Origin of the sequence: Streptomyces sp. NPDC058052 (assembly GCF_042885515.1) — a bacterium.
Classification (GTDB): Bacteria; Actinomycetota; Actinomycetes; order Streptomycetales; family Streptomycetaceae; genus Streptomyces.
Genome location: NZ_JBHVRX010000003.1, coordinates 51922 through 69485, shown reverse-complemented (window position 1 = coordinate 69485; position 17564 = coordinate 51922). Strand labels below are relative to the sequence as shown.

Annotated in this window: 16 protein-coding genes and 1 pseudogene; 8 read left to right on the top strand and 9 right to left on the bottom strand. The window is 75.2% G+C overall.

Annotated elements, in window-relative coordinates; translation table 11 throughout:
• The first annotated feature begins 50 nt into the window (after positions 1-50).
• Positions 51-770 (top strand): ABC transporter ATP-binding protein, encoded by a 720-nt coding sequence (locus ACFVU3_RS05070; protein WP_390063773.1) that lies wholly within the window; start codon positions 51-53, stop codon positions 768-770.
• Positions 771-888: 118 nt separating this feature from the next.
• Complete coding sequence (locus ACFVU3_RS05065; protein WP_390063772.1) at positions 889-1740, top strand: alpha/beta fold hydrolase; 852 nt, start codon at positions 889-891, stop codon at positions 1738-1740.
• Between the two features lie 17 nt (positions 1741-1757).
• Here the strand turns inward: ACFVU3_RS05065 and ACFVU3_RS05060 are convergent.
• Together ACFVU3_RS05060 and ACFVU3_RS05055 are read right to left on the bottom strand one after the other, a co-directional pair.
• A pseudogene (locus ACFVU3_RS05060) lies at positions 1758-2117 on the bottom strand (M23 family metallopeptidase); the annotation flags it as partial.
• 602 nt (positions 2118-2719) lie between these two features.
• Entirely contained in the window at positions 2720-3781 is a 1062-nt protein-coding gene (locus tag ACFVU3_RS05055; RefSeq protein WP_390063770.1) for an SPFH domain-containing protein, read from the bottom strand.
• A 176-nt stretch (positions 3782-3957) separates the two neighbouring features.
• On the opposite strand from ACFVU3_RS05055, the gene ACFVU3_RS05050 reads away from it, so the two are divergent.
• Positions 3958-5403 (top strand): WGR domain-containing protein, encoded by a 1446-nt coding sequence (locus tag ACFVU3_RS05050; protein WP_390063769.1) that lies wholly within the window; start codon positions 3958-3960, stop codon positions 5401-5403.
• The gene (locus tag ACFVU3_RS05045; RefSeq protein ID WP_390063767.1) at positions 5400-5897 is read left to right on the top strand and encodes a hypothetical protein; all 498 of its coding nucleotides are present in this window, start codon (positions 5400-5402) and stop codon (positions 5895-5897) included. Before ACFVU3_RS05050 ends, ACFVU3_RS05045 begins: the two co-directional genes overlap by 4 nt.
• Before the next feature lie 38 nt (positions 5898-5935).
• On the opposite strand, the gene ACFVU3_RS05040 is transcribed toward ACFVU3_RS05045, so the two are convergent.
• The 3 genes from ACFVU3_RS05040 to ACFVU3_RS05030 form a co-directional block, all read right to left on the bottom strand.
• Positions 5936-6358 (bottom strand): DUF350 domain-containing protein, encoded by a 423-nt coding sequence (locus ACFVU3_RS05040; RefSeq protein WP_030498656.1) that lies wholly within the window; start codon positions 6356-6358, stop codon positions 5936-5938.
• Between the two features lie 144 nt (positions 6359-6502).
• Complete coding sequence (locus ACFVU3_RS05035) at positions 6503-7117, bottom strand: HdeD family acid-resistance protein (RefSeq protein ID WP_390063765.1); 615 nt, start codon at positions 7115-7117, stop codon at positions 6503-6505.
• Positions 7118-7172: 55 nt separating this feature from the next.
• Positions 7173-8567: a dipeptidase gene (locus ACFVU3_RS05030; RefSeq protein WP_390063764.1), complete on the bottom strand. Its 1395-nt coding sequence runs from the start codon at positions 8565-8567 to the stop codon at positions 7173-7175.
• 188 nt (positions 8568-8755) lie between these two features.
• On the opposite strand from ACFVU3_RS05030, the gene ACFVU3_RS05025 reads away from it, so the two are divergent.
• On the top strand, positions 8756-9331 hold the full coding sequence (locus ACFVU3_RS05025) for a DoxX family protein (RefSeq protein WP_390063762.1): 576 nt from the start codon (positions 8756-8758) through the stop codon (positions 9329-9331).
• Positions 9332-9443: 112 nt separating this feature from the next.
• Entirely contained in the window at positions 9444-10361 is a 918-nt protein-coding gene (gene opcA / locus ACFVU3_RS05020; protein ID WP_390063760.1) for a glucose-6-phosphate dehydrogenase assembly protein OpcA, read from the top strand.
• On the opposite strand, the gene ACFVU3_RS05015 is transcribed toward opcA, so the two are convergent.
• From ACFVU3_RS05015 to ACFVU3_RS05005, 3 genes are read right to left on the bottom strand one after another with little or no spacing between them, the layout of a single operon-like run.
• Positions 10325-11242, bottom strand: a complete 918-nt coding sequence (locus ACFVU3_RS05015) for a hypothetical protein (RefSeq protein WP_390063758.1) — start codon at positions 11240-11242, stop codon at positions 10325-10327. The two genes, opcA and ACFVU3_RS05015, sit on opposite strands and share 37 nt — an antisense overlap.
• Positions 11239-13119, bottom strand: coding sequence for a GMC family oxidoreductase (locus ACFVU3_RS05010; protein WP_390063757.1), 1881 nt, complete (start codon positions 13117-13119; stop codon positions 11239-11241). The genes ACFVU3_RS05015 and ACFVU3_RS05010 overlap by 4 nt, the downstream gene beginning before the upstream one ends.
• Positions 13116-13541, bottom strand: a complete 426-nt coding sequence (locus ACFVU3_RS05005; protein ID WP_390063755.1) for a hypothetical protein — start codon at positions 13539-13541, stop codon at positions 13116-13118. Before ACFVU3_RS05005 ends, ACFVU3_RS05010 begins: the two co-directional genes overlap by 4 nt.
• A gap of 362 nt (positions 13542-13903) precedes the next feature.
• Between ACFVU3_RS05005 and ACFVU3_RS05000 the strand changes: the two genes are divergently transcribed.
• Complete coding sequence (locus ACFVU3_RS05000; protein WP_390063754.1) at positions 13904-15067, top strand: 4-hydroxybenzoate 3-monooxygenase; 1164 nt, start codon at positions 13904-13906, stop codon at positions 15065-15067.
• A gap of 132 nt (positions 15068-15199) precedes the next feature.
• Positions 15200-16972: a methyltransferase gene (locus ACFVU3_RS04995; RefSeq protein ID WP_390063752.1), complete on the top strand. Its 1773-nt coding sequence runs from the start codon at positions 15200-15202 to the stop codon at positions 16970-16972.
• Here ACFVU3_RS04995 and ACFVU3_RS04990 read toward each other — a convergent pair.
• On the bottom strand, positions 16962-17534 hold the full coding sequence (locus tag ACFVU3_RS04990) for an antibiotic biosynthesis monooxygenase (protein WP_390063750.1): 573 nt from the start codon (positions 17532-17534) through the stop codon (positions 16962-16964). The two genes, ACFVU3_RS04995 and ACFVU3_RS04990, sit on opposite strands and share 11 nt — an antisense overlap.
• Positions 17535-17564: the final 30 nt, after the last annotated feature.

Here is a 17564-nt window from a genome sequence, read left to right as displayed (position 1 = left end):
CCACACCCCCGTACCGCAGGAGCCCCTCCCGCGCCCCAGGAGTCCCATCCATGTACGAACTCATCGGCGTCACCAAGCAGTACCGGCGCGGCCAGGCGAGAGTCGACGCCCTCGCCGGGATCGACCTGAAGATCGCGCAGGGCGACCGCCTTGTCATCCAGGGCCCCACCGGCGGCGGCAAGTCCACGCTGCTCCAGATGCTCGGCGGCCTCGACCGCCCCACCGCCGGCAGCGTGTTCCTCGACGGCACCGACCTCGCCGGGCTCTCCGAGAGCCGGCTCACGGCCGTCCGCAGCCAGTACATCGGCTTCGTCTTCCAGAGCTTCAACCTCATCCCCACGCTCACCGCCCAGGAGAACGTGGAGACCGCCCTCGTCCCGCTCGGCGTCAAGGCCGGCGAGCGCCGCCGCCGGGCGGCCGAGGCGCTGGAGTCCGTCGGCCTCGGCGAGCGCCTGGGCCATCTGCCCTCCGAGCTCTCCGGCGGCCAGCAGCAGCGGGTCGCCATCGCCCGCGCGCTGGTCAAGCGGCCCCAGGTGCTGCTCGCCGACGAACCCACCGGCAATCTCGACGAGTCCACCCGCGACGAGATCGCCGACCTGCTCGAAGGGCTCTGGCGGGAACACGGCCTGACCTTCGTCATGGTCACCCACGACAGCACGCTCGCCCGCCGGGCCCCGCGCCTCGCGACCCTCCGCAAGGGCCGCGTCACCGTCACGGAGAACCCGAAGGCGGCCGGAGCGGCCACCGCGGCGGCGGCCGTGGAGACGTGAGCCCCGCCCCGGGGGCCTGAGACGCGGATCACGCCACCGCGCCCTTGTTCGGCAATGCCGAACGAGACGTACGGTGGCGTGACCGATCAGCGAGCGGGCAGAGGAGCCGGAACGCGCCATGTTCACCTTCACCTCCCAGGACGGCGTCCGCGTCCACGTCCACGACTGGCTCCCCGAAGGCCCCGTCCGCGGCGTCGTGCAGATCGCCCACGGCATGGGCGAACACGGCCTGCGCTACGCGCCGCTCGCCGGGCACCTCACGGCCCGCGGGTACGCGGTCTACGCGGCCGACCACCGCGGCCACGGCCGGTCCATGCACGCCGGCCCCGGACACCTCGGCGCCGACGGCTGGAACCTCCTCGTCGACGACCTCGCCACGCTCACCCGCACCGCCCGCGACCGGCACCCCGGCGTCCCGGTCGTCCTGCTCGGCCACAGCATGGGCTCGTTCGCCGCCCAGCAGTACCTCCTCGACCACGCGGAACTCGTCGCCGGCGTCGCCCTCTCCGGCACCACCGCCGTCGACGCCCTCCTCACCGCCCTGGCCGAGGCCCCCCGGCCGGCCGACGGCCCCTCCGACGCCTTCAACGCCCCCTTCGCCCCCGCCCGCACCGAGGCCGACTGGCTCAGCCGCGACGAGGCGCAGGTCGACGCGTACCTCGCCGACCCGCTCTGCGGCTTCGGCCTCGACCTCCAGGGGCTCGCCCACATGGCGGACGCCGCCGCGCGGCTCGCCGCGCCCGCCGGCATCCCCGCCGCCCTGCCCGTCGCGCTCTTCGTCGGCGACCGCGACCCGCTCAACGGCGGCCTCGCCCTCAGCGACCTGCTGGTCGCCCGCTACCGCGAGGCCGGCCTCACCGACGTCGCCTACCACCGCTACGAGGGCGCCCGCCACGAGGTCCTGAACGAGACCAACCGCGACGAGGTCGTGGCCGACCTCACCGCCTGGATCGAACGCGTCACCGGCTGACCCCGCCCGGACCGGCCTCAGATCCGGACGCCGTGCCCGCGCAGATACGCCAGCGGGTCCATGTCCGCCCCGAAGGACGGGCCGGTCCGCACCTCGAAGTGCAGATGCGGACCGGTCACCCGGCCCGTCGCCCCCGAGCGGGCGATCCGCTGCCCGCCCGACACGCTCTGCCCGGCGGACACGTCGACACGGGAGAGATGGGCGTACTGCGTGTAGCGGCCGTCCGGGTGACGGACCACCACCTCGTACCCGTACGCGCCCGCGTACCCGGCCCGTACCACCCGCCCCGGCCCCACCGCCCGCACCGGCGTCCCGCTCGGCACCGCGAAGTCCTGGCCCGTGTGGTAGCCCCGCGACCAGGAGCCGCGCTGCCCGTAGGACCCGGTGAAGACGTACGACTCCACCGGCGTGGTCCAGCCGCGCGCCGCCGTCCCGCCGCCCGGCGAGGGCCGCGGCGGACGCTCCGCCGCGGGCCCCTCCGCACGGCCGGTGCGCTGCTCGTACTTCCAGCGGTGCGAGGTCCAGTACCAGTGCCCGCCCGACCGGAACCAGTAGACCCGGTCCCGCGCGTCCCAGCCCGGCCGTCCCCGGAAGACCGGCTCCCGGGCGGGCGCCGACGGGCCCGCGGCGGCTCCCTGGCCACCGGTGCGCTGGAGGTGGACGGACCGGTGGGCGGTCCACCTCCACTCGCCGGCCGCGTTGCGGAACCAGTAGCGCGAGCCGTCCCAGCCGGCGTGCGCCGGGGCCGGTTCGGCGGCGGCCGTGCCGGTGCCCGCGGCCGTCAGCGCGACGAGACCGGCGGCCGTCGCCACGGCGCGGCGCACCCCGTGCAGGGACGTCGCGGAGTGCGCCGCCCGCGCGGCCCGGAGGCGGGCCGCGAGCGCCCCCGCCGCACAGCCGGCGCAGGCGCAGTCCCCCGGGGTCTCGTCGGTGAAGCCGGGCGCCTCCAGGAGGTCCACGGCAGGGATCCTGTCCACGATCACTCCTCGTCCGGGCGGGGGAGGCCGCCCCGCCGGGTGCAGAACGCGACGGTCAGGTCCTTGACCAGGGCCTGCCGTTCGAAGTCGTCGAGCTCGACCAGGCCGCGCGAGGTCAGCCGGGTGACGGTGTCGTCCACGGCGTCGATGACACCGGTGAGCACCGACTCCCGGTGCCGGGCGTCCAGCACCGCCAGCCGCCGGCGGTGCATCGCGGCGGCCACCTCGGGCGCGTACTCGATCCGGGTGGGCTGGGCCGAGAAGACGGCCACGCCGACCGGCCGGCACTCGGCCGCGAGCAGCCGGGTCAGCGCGTCGCCGACCGCCTCCGCGTTCCGCAGCGTCGGCGCCCCGCCCTGGAAGGCGTCGGCGGGCAGCTGCGACAGCACGCGCGCGGTGGCCGCCTCCACCTGCTCCCGCAGATAGCCCAGATGGTCGTCCACGGCGTACAGCGCCCGCGCCGTGTCGCGCACCGACCAGACCACCAGCACCACCACCCGCAGCGCCGAACCCTCCGCGTCCACGGCCGCGATGGGCTCGCTCCGCCAGTGCCGCAGCCGTACGTCGACCCGGCGGCGCAGCACGAAGGGGCTGATCCAGACCAGTCCGGTGCGGCGCACGCTGCCCCGGTACCGGCCGAACAGCGACAGCACCCAGGCGGAGCCGGTGCGCCCGCGCGTGAGTCCGCCGAGACAGACCACGGCGATCGCGCCGAGGCCGGCCGGCGCGACCCACTCCCAGGGGAGCAGGTGCGCGCCGCGCGGCGGCCGGGCCCGCCAGAGCAGGACGGCGGCGGTGCCCAGGGCGGCCGTCCCCGTGAGGACGGCGAGCCACCCCGGGGCGGCGGGGCCCGGGCGTTCGACGAGACCCGCGTCGGCGGGGGGATGCCGGCGCGGCGGGGCGCCGGCACCGACGAGCGGATGCCCGGCGGTGGCGGCGTTCGAGGTGGAGGTGACGGTGGTGGTGGCTGGGGCGGAGGACGACCGGAAGAGGTCGTCCATCGCTATGCCGTCCGTGTGCCGGCGCACGCGGACGGGCAGGCCCCGTGGGGATGGCTCGGTCATGAGGCCCTTCCGGCCGTGGCGGAGGTGACGGCGCGTCGGATGATCTTCGAATCCCATCGTCACAGGGGTGTATATCCGGAATGCCGGGACAAAGGTCCTGAATGGCCGGGACCTTGGTCCCTCGGCCACGGCCTCACGGGAGGCCGTTGTCAGTGGCGCCCCCTACCGTTCGGATCATGACGACGACGACCTATCTGGAGCTGTCGCAGGACGGCGGCGGTGCCCACAAGTTCTACGAAGTGACCGTCGAAGGGCTGGAGGTGTCGGTCCGTTACGGCCGGATCGGCGCGGCCGGACAGACCCAGCGCTCCTCCTTCGCGACCGTGGAGAAGGCGCACGCCGCGGCGGCGAAGAAGATCGGGGAGAAGGTCCGCAAGGGGTACGCGCCGGCCGTCCCCGGCCAGCGGGCGGCCCGGCCCGTCACCCGCCGCGCGGTCAGCTCCGCGCCCTCCACCGCCCGCTCCGTCGCCCCCGTCCTGTGGCGCTTCCGGACCGGCTCCGCCGCCTTCGGCATCCACGTGGACGAGGACCGGATCTGGGTGGGCAACCAGGCGGGAGACGTCTTCACCCTGGCCCACGGCGGCGAGGTGCTGGCCCGGTTCAGCCTGCCCGACGGCGTGAAGTGCCTGGTCGCGGACGACTTCTGGATCTACGCCGGCTGTGACGACGGCAAGGTCTACGACCTCTCGTCCAAGCTGCCCTTCGCCGCCTACGACATCACCTCCGACGTCGACATCTTCTGGCTCGACATCCACGAGGGCGTCCTGGACGTCGCCGACCGCTCCGGCCGGCTCACCGTCATCGACCACGAGGACGAGCACCAGTGGTCGCGCTCCGGCCGCGGCGAGCACGCCTGGATGGTCCGGGCCGACGCCCGCGCCGTCTACTACGGCGACACCCAGGGCGTCACCGCGTACGCCAACGACGGCTCGGGCGAGCTGTGGCACACCGGCACCGACGGCGCGGTGCTCTTCGGCTGGCAGGAGGACGCCGCCGTCTACGCGGGCACCGGCCGCAAGAAGGTGCAGCGGCTGGCCAAGCGCGACGGCCGGGTCGAGGCCGTCTACGCCTGCGACGCGGTCGTGTACTCGTGCGCCACCTCGCCCGGCGGCCGGTTCGTCTTCGCGGGCGACTCGTCCTCCTCCGTCTACTGCTTCGCCGAGGACGGCACCCGGCTGTGGAAGCTGGGCACCGGCGGCGGTTCGGCACTCTCCATGCAGTACCGCGACGAGCGCCTGTACCTGGTGACCACCGACGGTTCGCTGGTCTGCGTGGACGCGAGCGAGGCGGCGATCGAGGCCGCCCAGCAGGGCAGCGTCCCCGTCGTCCGGGACGTCAAGCTGGCCGCCGCGCTGCCCACGTACACCCCGGCGACCACCGTCGCCGCCGTCGCCTCCGTCGCGTCGGTGGGCGAGGCCCCGGCCGGCTCGATCGTGGTCGAGGTCGCCCGCGAGGGCGGCCGGAGCCGGGTCCGGGTGCTCAGCCCCGGCTACGAGCCGTCGTGGAACGTGCAGTTCCCGCGCGCCATCCGCGAGCCCGGCGCCCGGTTCGTGGTGGAGTCCCTGCACCCGGCGGCCGGCGGCTTCTACCGGGTCCGCGGCGAGATCCGGCGCCTGCTGTGACCGGGGACCCGGACGGCCGAGGGGCGTTCGAGGCGGCGACGGGCGACGGACCGCCCCTCGCCGGGGACGCCGAACAGCGCTCCCGCGAGGTCCGCTCCGCGCTCGACGGACTCCGCCAGATCCGGCGGCTGACCGGCGCGCCGGGCGGCGGCTCCGCCGCCCTCCCCGCCCTCTGGGAGCGACGGCAGCCGGTCCGGGCCGTGGCCCTTGCCCTGGAGGCCGGCGGGATCGCCCCCTCGGCGGTCGACGCCGCCGGGACTCGGACGGCGACCGGCTACCGGGTGCGGGCGGGGGAGCGGCCGGCCACCGTCGTCGTCGAGTGGCTGGGACCGGCCGGTTCCGGCGCCGCGGGCCAGGAGGCCGAGGCGCTCGCCGCCTGCGCCGGCGTCCTCGGACGGCTCGGCTGGGAGGCGCTGCTCTACAAGGGGCCGCGCGGCCGCCGCTTCCTGGAGGCGGAGCCCGCCGCGACGGCCGCCGGCCCGGGCCCGTCCTGAGCGGACGGACACCGGGCCGGGCGAGGAGCGGCGCGCGGTCAGGCGATCGAGGCGGAGACGATCGCGGAGACGGCGATGTTGCAGGAGGCGGTCACCCAGACCGCCGGGTGCGGCTCCGGGTCCACCAGCGTGGCACCCAGCTTGCCGGGCGTCACCAGGTCCACCACCAGGAAGGCGACGGCCATCATGACCAGGCCGAGCAGGCCGAAGGCCGCCGTGGAGACCAGGCCCTTGCCGAAGTTGTCGTAGGTGGTCCAGATGGAGGTGAAGACGATCCCGCCGATGCCCAGCAGGGCGGAGCTGAGCAGGACGGCCGCGTTGCGGTTGCGGTCCTCCCATATCTGCCGGCCCAGCTTGCCGGGGGTCAGGATGTCCACCAGGACGATGCCGAGGATCAGCAGGACCACGCCGAGGGCGCCGTAGGCGGTGGCACGGCCGAGGCCGTTGACGATGTCGGTCATGGGAAGCCGGCTCCGGAGAGTGGTGATCGCGAGCGATCGACGGTCATGGACCGGCAAAATCTAGCGCACGGAACAAGCCGGTCCGCCGCCCGCCCGGAGATCGGGCGGACGGCGGACCGGACGAGCGGGACCTCCTGGGGCGGATCAGACGCCCGGCGGCAGGTTCCTGGCCCGCGAGCGGACCATGAAGGCGGTCACGATCTCGGCCGCGCCGACCGCGATCAGCCAGATCCCGCCGAGGAGGGTCAGCACCGCGACCGACTCCAGCGGGGAGACGATCAGCACCACGCCGGCGATCGCGCTGACGACGCCGAGGAAGATCTGCCAGCCCCGGGCCGGCACGGCTGGGTCCGACGCCGCCGCCACGGTCTGCGTGATGCCGCGGAAGAGCCAGCCGATGCCGATCCACAGCGCCAGCAGCAGGGCCGACTGCGTCGCGCCCCGGAAGCAGAACAGGCCCAGCAGGATCGACAGGGCGCCGCTGATGAAGGCCATCACGCGCAGCGCGGTGGTGGTGTGCGTGCCGAAGGCGGCGATCAGCTGCATCACGCCGCTGAACAGCAGATAGAGACCGAAGAGCACTCCGGCCGCGACCAGGGAGGCGCCCGGCCACACCAGGACGAGCACCCCGAGGACGAGGGCCACGATCCCGGCCAGCAGCAGGGCCTGCCAGGCCGCCCCGGCGAGCATCGTCAGCGGACCCGGCGGTATCCCCTCCCGGGCCGGCCGGTCGTGCGGTCTGTCGTGCGTCTGTGTCATGGGGTCCGTTTTCCTTCCCGTGCCGCCGGCTGCCGGCGCGTACCGCTGTCCGTCGTCACCGGCCCGCCGAGCGCGCGAACGCCCCGGCGTAGGAGCGGAGGAAGAGCGCCTCCGCCAGCGCCATCCGCTCGATCTCGGTGGGGTCGACGCTCTCGTTGGGGGCGTGGATGAGACAGCCCGGTTCCTCCACGCCGATCAGCGCGATCTCCGCGTCCGGGAACCGGCCCGCGAGCACGTTGCACAGCGGGATCGAACCGCCCTGCCCCGACTGCACCATGTCCTTGCCGTACGCCTCGCGCAGGGCCGCCCCGAGCGCCGTGTACGCGGGTCCGTCGGTGCGGGCCCGGAAGGGCTGCCCGGCGCTCTCCGCCTCCACCTCGACCCGGGCGCCCCAGGGCGCCGACGCCACCAGGTGGTCGGTGAGCGCCTTCCTGGCCTGTTCGCCGTCGGTCCCCGGCGGCACCCGCAGGCTCACCCGCGCCCGCACCTTCGCCTGCACGGCGGCGGAGGAACCCACCACCGGCGGGCAGTCGATGCCGAGCACGGTGACCGCGGGCCGCGCCCACAGCTCGTCGGCGACCGACCCGGTGCCGACCAGCTGCACCCCGTCCAGGACCCCGGCGTCCGCGCGGAACTGCTCGGCCGGATAGGACACCCCGTCCCACAGCCCGTCGCCCGGCAGCCCGTCGATCGCCGTGTTGCCGTGCTCGTCGCGCAGGCCGTCCAGGATCCGTACGAGCGCCGCCAGCGCGTCCGGCGCCGGTCCGCCGAACATGCCCGAGTGCATCTCGCCCTTGAGCGTCGAGACGGTCACCACCACGTTCGTCAGCCCGCGCAGCGAGGTCGTCGTGGTGGGCAGTCCCAGGGCGAAGTTCCCTGTGTCGCAGATCAGCAGGGCGTCCGCGTCGAAGAGTTCCGGCCGCATCGGCACCAGCTGTTCGAGCCCGCCGGTGCCCTGCTCCTCCGACCCCTCGGCCACGAACTTGATGCCCACCGGGAAGCCCGCGCCGTCGGGTCCGCCGAGCGCCCGCAGCGCCGTGAGGTGCATGGCGATGTTGCCCTTGCAGTCGGCCGCGCCGCGCCCGTACCAGCGCCCGTCGCGCGCGGTCAGTTCGAACGGCGGGGTCCGCCAGGCCGCGTCGTCGAGCGGCGGCTGCACGTCGTAGTGGCAGTAGAGGAGGACGGTCGGCGCGCCCTCGGGGCCCTCGGCGTGTCCGACCACCGCGTCCGTGCCGTCCGGAGTGGTGACCCGCCGCATGTCGCTCAGCCCCGCCTCGGTGAAGGCGCGCACCAGGAAGTCGGCGGCCTTCGCGCACTCCTCGGGCGGGAACTGGCGCGGATCGGCCACGGAGCGCATCGCCACCAGCGCCGTCAGATCCTCCTCGGCGCGCGGCATCAGGGCCCGGACCCGCTCGCGCAGCGCTGCGGTGTCGGTGGACTCGGCGGTCATGCGTACCCACTTCCCTCGGGCCGCTCCCGGCGGCCGGGGCGGCGACGGCCACCCCAGTCAAGCAATGCCGGACAAACGTCGCAAAATATGACTCATGTGGAGTACGGGACCGGCTCCCGGGCGGCGGCCCGGCGGACGCGCGCCGACAGTGGAGGCGTACGCGTCCCCTCCCGCACCTGGAGAACGACATGGCTCACCCCAACCGGCGCGACCTCGGGCTGCTCGTGCTGAGGGTCGGCACCGGCGCCGTGCTCGCCGCGCACGGCACCCAGAAGCTCTTCGGCTGGTTCGGCGGCGGGGGGATCGAGGGAACCACCCACGGGATGGAGGCCATGGGCTTCCACCCGCCCCGCGAAGCGGCCATCGCCGCCGGGCTCGGCGAGGCGGGCGGCGGCGCGCTGCTCGCCCTCGGCCTCGCCACGCCGGCGGCCGGCGCGGCCGCCGCCGGCGCCATGGCGGGAGCCGTCTCCGTGCACGCACCGGCCGGCTTCTTCGCCCAGGCCGGCGGCTACGAGTACCCGGCCTTCCTCGGCTTCACCGCCGCCGCCATCGGCATCACCGGCGCCGGCCGCTACTCCCTGGACCACGCCACCGGGCACGTCCTCGACCGGCCCTGGGTGGTGGCCGCCGCCTTCCTCGGTTCGGCGGTCGCCGCGGCCGCCGTGGTCGGCCGGCGCGCCCAGGACCGGGCGGCGAAGGCCGCCGCCACCGAGGCCGAGCCGGACTCCGGGACCGAGGGCACCCAGGAGCCGGACGCCGACTGACACCCTGTGCGCCCCACCGGCGCGGCGCGCGGCAGCCCGGACCCGGGGGAGCCGCACGCGCGCCGGAGCGGGGCGTTAGGCTCGCCGCAGAGGAAGGGACGGGCGCCGGGCAATGAAGATCGATCTCACGGACACCAACTCCAGCGCGATCAACAAGGCGATCCTGGAGGGCCGGAGGGCCGTCGGCACCCCCGCCGTCGGTGTCGTCCTCACCCTCGTGATCGTCACCGACGAGGAGAACGCCTACGACTCCGTGCGGGCCGCCAACGAGGCGTCGAAGGAACATCCTTCGCGCACCCTCGTCGTCATCCGCCGCCGCGCGCTCTCGCCCCGCGAGCGCCATGTGACCCGGCTCGACGCCGAGGTCCGCCTCGGCACCGACGCCGGCTCCGGCGAGACGGTGCTGCTCCGCCTCCACGGCGAACTCGGCGCCCGCGCCGACTCCGTGGTGCTGCCGCTGCTGCTGCCCGACGCCCCGGTGGTCGTGTGGTGGCCGGTGGACGCCCCCGCCGTCCCCTCCAAGGACCCGCTCGGCGCCCTCGCCCAGCGGCGCGTCACCGACACCTACGCGGTCGAGGACCCGCTCGGCGCGCTGGACGACCGGGCCGCCTCGTACGCCCCCGGCGACACCGACCTCGCCTGGACCCGGCTCACCCCCTGGCGTTCCATGCTGGCCGCCGCCCTCGACCAGGCCGGGACGGACGTCGTCTCGGCCGCGGTGGAGGCCGAGGAGTTCAACCCGAGCGCCGAGCTGCTGGCCCGCTGGTTCGAGGTCCGGCTCGGCGTGCCGGTGGAGCGGATCGTCTCCGAGGGACCGGTCGTCACCGCCGTCCGGATGGGCACCCCGCAGGGCGAGATCCGGATCGACCGCCCCGAGGGCCCGGTGGCCCGGCTCGCCATCCCCGGCCAGCCGAGCCGCGTCATGGCCCTCAAGGTCCGCACGACCGCGGAGCTGATCGCCGAGGAGCTGCGCCACCTCGACCCCGACGACGCCTACGCGTCGGCCCTGGAGGGCGGCCGCACCTCCTGAGCCGCCGCGCGCCGCCCGCGCGGCGCCGCCGGCAGGTAGTACGGGCGGTGGTGCGCGGCCACCGGGGGCGACTGGTACGTCCACGCCCCGGCGGCGGGCGCTTCCGCACCGAGCAGGGCGCCCAGGTCGCCGCCGAGGGCTCCGTCCGGGGCGTGGACCGTCAGCCTGGCGCGGGCGGAGTGCCCGGGGTCGCCGAGGTCGAACCAGCGGTAGGGCTGGGAGACGTTCATGGGGCCGGCGAGCAGCCGTCCCTCGCGGTCGGTCCCGTAGCCGGTGACCGGCGCGGAGCTCGCGGCCACGGGCGTGAGGCCGTCCAGCCGCACCGTGAGGTCGAGGACGGGGTCCGGGGCCCTCTCCAGGACGTCGCCGGGGCCGGCCGACGCCGCCAGGCAGCGGACGGACCAGGTGTCGCCCTCCGGACCGTTCAGCGACGGCAGGCCGACCTCGAACCAGCCCGGGCGCTTGGGCTCCGCGTACAGCTCGCGTCCGGCCCGGATGGCGAACGGGTTGTCGCACACGACGTGGAGCCGGGCGATCCCGAGCAGCTTCGTCTGGTCCCAGCCCCGCGCGTACTGGGCGTACGTCAGCCGCGGCAGCCGCCCGGCCTCCGTCGTCGGGAAGGCGACGACGTTGCACTCGATCTCCTGGGTCACCCCGCCGCCGAACGCGTACTGCGCGAAGTACAGCTGGTAGTTGAGCGAGACCAGGGCCGACCCGTCGTCGAGGACGGCCGCCGTCAGCCCGGGGTGGTGCTCGGCGAGCAGCCGCCGGACCGGCCCGGGGTCGACCAGCCAGTCCACGCCGACCTGGTGCAGGGCCCCGTAGTGGAAGGGGAGCCGGAACGGGTCCGGCACGGGCGGGAGGGACAGGGGGCCGGTCATGCCGGTGCTCCTCGGGTCGGTGGGGTCCCGCCGGCCACGGAAGGCCCGGTGGCCGGAGGTGCGGAGGGAGCCCCGGAAGGTGCCGCCGACGGGCCGGTGCCGGCCGGGCGGTCGCGGTCCGCCAGCTCCGCCTCGATGCGCCCGGCGCTGCGCAGCGCCAGGGCCGCCATCGTCAGCGTCGGGTTGGAGGTCGCCACCGACGGCATGCTGCCGCAGCCGACCGCGTACAGACCGGGGTGGTCCCAGCACCGCTGCCAGGAGTCGACCACCGAGGTGCCGGGGGAGTCGCCCATGACATGGGTGCCGGCGGCGTGTCCGGCCCCGCGGTAGCCGTGGAGGCGCCCGTCGTGCTCGAAGCGGCCCGGCCAGGCCGCCGCGGGCGCGTAGGCGGTGTGGTCCTCGGCGCCGAGCAGCGCGAAGATCTGGTCCGAGACCGCCCGCGCCGCCGCCATGCCCGCCCTGACGTGCCCGTCGAGGTCGTAGGTGACGAGCGGGAGGGGCAGGCCCAGGGCGTCGCGCTCGCGCGGGTGGAGGGTGACGCGGTTCGCCGGGTCGGCGCCCTGCTCCATCTCGAACTGAAGGGTGAACTGACGGCGGATCCGGTCCCCGACCGCCCTCCTCAACTCGCCTCCCGTCAGCCCCCGTTCGTCGAGGAAGTGCCGCACGTCCGTGTCGACGGGGCCGCGTGCCCAGATCCAGCCCCACGTGCCGAACTCGATGCGGAACGGGGCCCGCAGCCGCCGGGCCGGCCCGGCGCGGAAGCCCTCGAAGCCGGACACCGACCCGGGACCCCGGTACGGCGCCGCGTCCACGGGCAACAGGCCCCAGGTCAGCAGGACCGGATGGTCCATCAGATTGCGCCCGACCTGACCGCTGCGGCGGGCCAGGCCCGAGAGCAGGAGCAGCCGGGCGTTCTCCACGGCGTGCGCGGCCAGGACCACGACATCGGCGCGCGCCACGGACACCGCGCCGTCGTACGACCGGAACTCCACCCCCGTGGCGCGCCCGCGCCCGTCGACGAGGACCCGGCTCACCACGGCGCGGTCCCGCAGCGTGACGCCCGGGCCCCAGCGCCCCTGCGTCTTCAGCGGGGTGTACTTGGCGTAGGAGGGGCAGTGCGGGATGCAGCGCGCGCTGCCCACGCACCGGCTGTCCGGGTCCGGCCGCCCGCCGCGCCCGCGCGGCAGATGGCCGCGGCCGCCGTCGTACCGGGGATTCGGGACGCCGTTGCGCGCGTGCGGGGTGCCGACCACCTTCAGTCCGACCTCGTGGAGCGCCACGGGGTCCTTGACCCGGCGCCCGTCGAGCCGGGCCGCGAGGACGCGGTCCAGACGCGCGGCCGGCAGGGGCAGCATGGGGAACACGTAGTCCTCGGGGAAGGGGAGTCCCAGCCGTTCGCGCTGCTCGTCCACGTCGGCGGCCACCCCCAGCTCCTCCTCCGCCTCCCGGTAGTGCGGCTCCAGTTCGTCGTACGTGAGCGGCCAGCGCCGCCCGTACCCGAAGCGCTCGGTGTCGAAGTCCTCCGGCAGCATGCGCGGCGCGAGGCCGGTCCAGACGTTGCCGGTGCCGCCGTTGGCGCGCACGTATCCGCTGGCGTACGGCAACGGCCCGTCCTGCCGCAGATGCCCCGCCGCCGCGAAGCCGGGACGCCCCTCCGTGCCGGTGAGGTCCGTCGCCACGTCGGGCCAGGGGGCCGCCGGATGGGACCGGTAGGGAGGGCCGGGTGCCTCGGCGGCCGTCGCCGCGCCGCCGTGGTCGCCGGAGCCCGCCGCGCCCGCCTCCAGGACCGGCACCCTGCGGCCGCGCAGGCCGAGCCGGTGGGCGACGAGCGAGCCGGCGACCCCCGCGCCCACGACGATCACGTCGTAGCGCTTCACCGGCGGCCTCCGGAGACTCCGGCGGACGGCCCGCTCTCGTCGGCCCAACTCCCGTATCCCCCCGGCGCCGTGCCGGGCGCGGCCAGGCCGGCCGCCTTCCACACCAGGGCCTCGGCCGAGGCGCGCGACTCCGCCGGAGCCGGCGGGCCGCCGGGCCATCCGCCCGTGTACCAGAGGTACGTCACCGCTCGTGCGGCATGGGCCAGTTCGTCGTCGACGACATCGTCGACGGCGTGGCGCACGGCCTCGTCCGGATCGCGGGCCTCGTGCAGCAGTCGCGCGTAGAGGTCGGGGCCGAGGCGCTCGGCGGCGAGCGCCCGGTGGGCTTCGGTCAGTCCGGTGGCCGTCAGTTCCGTTTCGGTGAAGCCGGTCAGCCGCGCCGACAGGGCACCGAAACGCCGTCTCTCGTCTGTGAGGAGCACGCGGGCATCGGTGCCCGGCCGCCCCCGGCACCATGCGCCGCGCCCCCGGAAGGACCTCGTCCCGCTCCCGGACGCTCCCTCGCGGGGAGGACGTCGTGCGACCTGGCGTTCGACAAGCGCACGCGCGCGCCGGAAAGGGGTGGTTCGGGCCGGTCCCGCCGCACGTCCTTCACCACCGCCGTACGAGGGGCGAGTCGGGTCGCGAGGGGGAGCCGGAGTCGCGGCGGGCACCTCAGCTGAATCCTTTTCTCTCCCACCGGCGCAAACGGGTGATCCTGGAGCGTCGCAGGGCCATTCCGTGCCTAAGATCCACTCCTGTGACAGAGAGTCAACATGCCCAGTCCGCAGGGGAGTCCGCGGACGTGGTCATCATGGGGGGCGGTCCCGCCGGCCTGGTGCTGGGGAACATCCTGCTGCGCCACGGCGTCGACTGCGTGGTGCTGGAATGCGCGTCGCGCCACACCGTCGAGAACCGCGCACGCGCGGGCTTCCTCGTGCCCCACACCGTCCGGGTCCTGGAACGCAACGGTCTCGGCGACGGGGTGCGCAGACAGGGCCGCGAGCACGGCGTCTGCGAGTTCCGCACCGAGGACGGCCGCTTCCGCCTGGACTACCGGCGGCTCGGCAGCGGGGAGCCCCACACCGTCTACCCCCAGCACGAGCTGGTCACCGACCTGCTCGGCCAGTTCCTCGACGGGGGAGGGCGGATCCGCTTCGACACCGAGGCGGTCGCCGTGTCCGACGCGGACGGCCCGGCCCCCTCGGTGACCGTGCGCGAGCCGGACGGGCGCCCCGGACGGTGGCGGGCCCGGTACGTCGCCGCCTGTGACGGGCGCCACGGCGCCGGCCGGCGCTCGCTCCCGCCCGGCGCCGTGCGCCACCACCGCGACCACGGCGTCTCCTGGCTGGGCCTGCTCGCCGAGGCGCCACCGAGCCTGGACGCCGTGGGCTACGCCGTCCATCCGAGCGGATTCGCCGGGCACATGGCACGCTCCGCCGACATCACCCGCTACTACCTCCAGTGCGACCGCGGGACCCGGGCCGACGCGTGGAGCGACGACCGCGTCTGGGACGAACTCGACCTGCGCATGCGAGCCTCCGCGTACGGGCCCCTCGTGCGCGGTCCCGTCGTCCAGCGCGCCGTCGTCGACCTGGAGTCCGACGTCCTCGAACCGCTGCGCCACGGCACGCTGTTCCTGGTGGGCGACGCCGCCGCCCTGATCAGCCCCTCCGCCGCGAAGGGCGCGAACCTCGCGGTGCTGGAGGCCGAGATCCTCGCCCTCGCCCTGATCGACGCCCTCGCGCACGGCGACCCCGGGGCCCTCGACCACTACTCCGAGCGGTCCCTGGCCCACATCTGGCGCGCCCAGGAGTTCTCGCGCTGGATGATCCGCCTGCTGCACGACCTCCCGGACCCCGACGGAGCCTCCCTCTTCCGGGAGCGGCTGCGGCGGGCGCGCATCGCGTCGCTGCGCGACTCCGCCCCTCATCAGCACTGGTTCGCGGAGAACTACGTCGGTATCTGACGCTGCCTCAAATCAGTTGCCCGCGAACCATCTTGCCCCGACCCCGGTCGCCCCCCGCCCCCTTGCCCCCTTCTCGTTTCCCGTTCCCCCTTCCCCCCTTCCCCCCTTTCTCCCTTCACCCATGGACAGGGAATGCACTCCGAACATGCCTTCACCATGCCCGCGCGCCCGCTGCCGAGAACGGCGCCGCACGGCGCCGACGACGCGGGACGGCTGGGCGCGACGGTCCGGTTCGTCCGCGAGCAGGACACCTCCCTCCTGCTCGCCCGCGTGCTGCCCGGCCTCGACGGACCCGAGCTGCGGGCCTTCACCGACCAGTGCCGGTTCGCGCACGCCGCCGTGCTGGTCTTCCCTCCCGACGAGGCCGCGCTGCGGTCGGGGCTGACCGGCTGCGGGCTGGACGGCGGCGTGCCGGCCCGGCCCAGCGTCGTCGTCCGCGACCGCCTCGCGGTGCGGTACGGCCGCCGTCCCGCCGATCTGGACGTGAGGATTCTCCGTCCCGCGGTCCCCGGGCCCGCCGGGGAGCACCGGGCCGTCGAGGTGTTCGCGCTCACCGTGCCGCGGGGCTCCGCGCTGGCGGAGATCGCCGCCGGCGAGCGCGCGCTGGATCACGAGGCGCACCTCGCCTTCGACGTCGAGCGTCCCGATCCGCTGGTGCTGCGGGGGCTGCTGGCGAGCTTCGCACGGCACGGCGCGACCGCCGACGGGGGCGGCTACAACCCGCACGAGGACGGCACCGTCTTCTACCTCGCGGCACCCGAGGACACCAAGACGCCGTACCGGCGGATGGAGTTGTACGCGCGCGGCGACCACCGTGACGTGCTGGCCGAGCACCTCGGACGGACCGCGGAAGCCCGGCCCGTGCCCCCGCACGACGCGTCGCGGCCGGCGGAAACGCTCCTGCGGCTGCTGACCGGGGCCTGGACCACCCAGGCCCTGGCCGCCTGCGCCGAACTCCGGCTGCCGGAGGCCCTGGACCGCCACACCGGGACGCGCGTCCCCGAGCTGGCCCGGGCCGTCGGGGCCCACCCGGAGAGCCTGGCGGTCCTGCTGCGGTACCTCGCCATGCTCGGCGTGGTCGAGGACACCCCGGACGGATTCCGGCTCACCGACGTCGGCGCGCTCCTGGACGAGGCGGCCCCCGCCTCGATGCGGCCCCTGGCGCTGATGTACGGCGGACCGTTCTACCAGTCCTTCGCCCACCTGACCCACACCGTGCGCAGCGGGGAACCCGGCTTCGAGCACCTCTACGGCGAGAATCACTTCGACCACTTCGCCCGCGACCCCGAACTCGCCGCCCGGTTCGACCGGTCCATGGTGTCGAGCGCCCCCCTCTTCGACGCCCTTCCCTCCCACCCGGTCCTCACCGCGGCGGCCGGCGCCCCCGGCCGCACCGTCGTCGACATCGCCGGAGGCACCGGGGAGCTCCTCGGCCGCGTCCTGACCGCCCACCCCACCCTGCGCGGCACCCTCCTGGAACGCCCCCACGTCCTCGCGGCGGCGCGGGAGCGCCTGGCCGGGCCGGAGACGGGCGGGCGGTGCGCGTTCCTGGAGGGCGACTTCGCGGACGTGCCGGCCGGGGCGGACGTCTATCTGCTCTCCCGCGTCCTGCACGACTGGGACGACGAGCGCTGCCGGAGCATCCTGCGGCACTGCGCCGCCGCCATGGGCCGGGACGCGGACCTCCTCGTCGTCGAGCGGCTCCTGCCCGCCGACGGTTCCCCGTCGCTCGCCACCGCGTGGGACCTCCACATGATGTGCAACACCGGGGGCCGCGAGCGCACCGCGGTCCAGTACGCCGGGCTGTTCGCCGCGTGCGGGCTCGAACTGGTCGGCCACGCCCCGCTCGCCCTGGGCGCGTACGCCCTCCACGTCCGGAGGGCGGCGCCGCCGGTCACGGGGTGAGCCAGCGGCGCAGCAGTCTGCTGACCGCCGGCATCGCCGCGTAGGTCATGAGCACGTTGAAGACGCAGGCGACGACCGCGCTGCTGAGCAGCACGGGCAGCGCGGTGAGGCGGGGGACGAGGAAGAGGCTGCCGAGCACGGAGATCGGGTAGATCGCCAGGGTCGCGCTGACGGCCATCTTCCACCGCGGGGGCGCGGGGCGGGTCGAGCCCGGTTCGGCGAACCAGGTCTCCATGCCGGTCAGCCGGCGCCGGGCGATCTCGGTGTGGTGGTGCCCCTCGCAGCCGGCGAACCAGGCGGCCCGCTCGGGCGACTCCTGCCACGTCCGGCACGCCTCCGCGTCCCGGAACCGATGGACGAGGAACCAGGGGGCGTCGCCGCCCGCCGAGCGGAAGAACCCGTATCCGAGGTGGCCGGGGAACGTGGCCGCACAGTCGAGGATGCCCTTCGCCCACCGCTCGAAGGCGGCCTCGTGGCCGGGTTCCACCCGGCGGGCTATCAGGAGGTTCACCTCGCCGCTGTCGGCGGGGACGGTGGTGTGCTCCAGGTCGGTCGCGGTCACGGACGCTCCTCTTGATCACCGCGCGCCCGG

Bases quoted from the DNA above. Each gene is read 5' to 3' on its own strand.
- ACFVU3_RS05070 (WP_390063773.1), top strand. From the start codon at position 51: ATGTACGAACTCATCGGCGTCACCAAGCAGTACCGGCGCGGCCAGGCG.
- ACFVU3_RS05065 (WP_390063772.1), top strand. From the start codon at position 889: ATGTTCACCTTCACCTCCCAGGACGGCGTCCGCGTCCACGTCCACGAC.
- ACFVU3_RS05055 (WP_390063770.1), bottom strand. From the start codon at position 3,781: ATGACCGAGCCATCCCCACGGGGCCTGCCCGTCCGCGTGCGCCGGCAC.
- ACFVU3_RS05050 (WP_390063769.1), top strand. From the start codon at position 3,958: ATGACGACGACGACCTATCTGGAGCTGTCGCAGGACGGCGGCGGTGCC.
- ACFVU3_RS05040 (WP_030498656.1), bottom strand. From the start codon at position 6,358: ATGACCGACATCGTCAACGGCCTCGGCCGTGCCACCGCCTACGGCGCC.
- ACFVU3_RS05035 (WP_390063765.1), bottom strand. From the start codon at position 7,117: ATGACACAGACGCACGACAGACCGCACGACCGGCCGGCCCGGGAGGGG.
- ACFVU3_RS05030 (WP_390063764.1), bottom strand. From the start codon at position 8,567: ATGACCGCCGAGTCCACCGACACCGCAGCGCTGCGCGAGCGGGTCCGG.
- ACFVU3_RS05025 (WP_390063762.1), top strand. From the start codon at position 8,756: ATGGCTCACCCCAACCGGCGCGACCTCGGGCTGCTCGTGCTGAGGGTC.
- opcA (WP_390063760.1), top strand. From the start codon at position 9,444: ATGAAGATCGATCTCACGGACACCAACTCCAGCGCGATCAACAAGGCG.
- ACFVU3_RS05015 (WP_390063758.1), bottom strand. From the start codon at position 11,242: ATGACCGGCCCCCTGTCCCTCCCGCCCGTGCCGGACCCGTTCCGGCTC.
- ACFVU3_RS04995 (WP_390063752.1), top strand. From the start codon at position 15,200: ATGCACTCCGAACATGCCTTCACCATGCCCGCGCGCCCGCTGCCGAGA.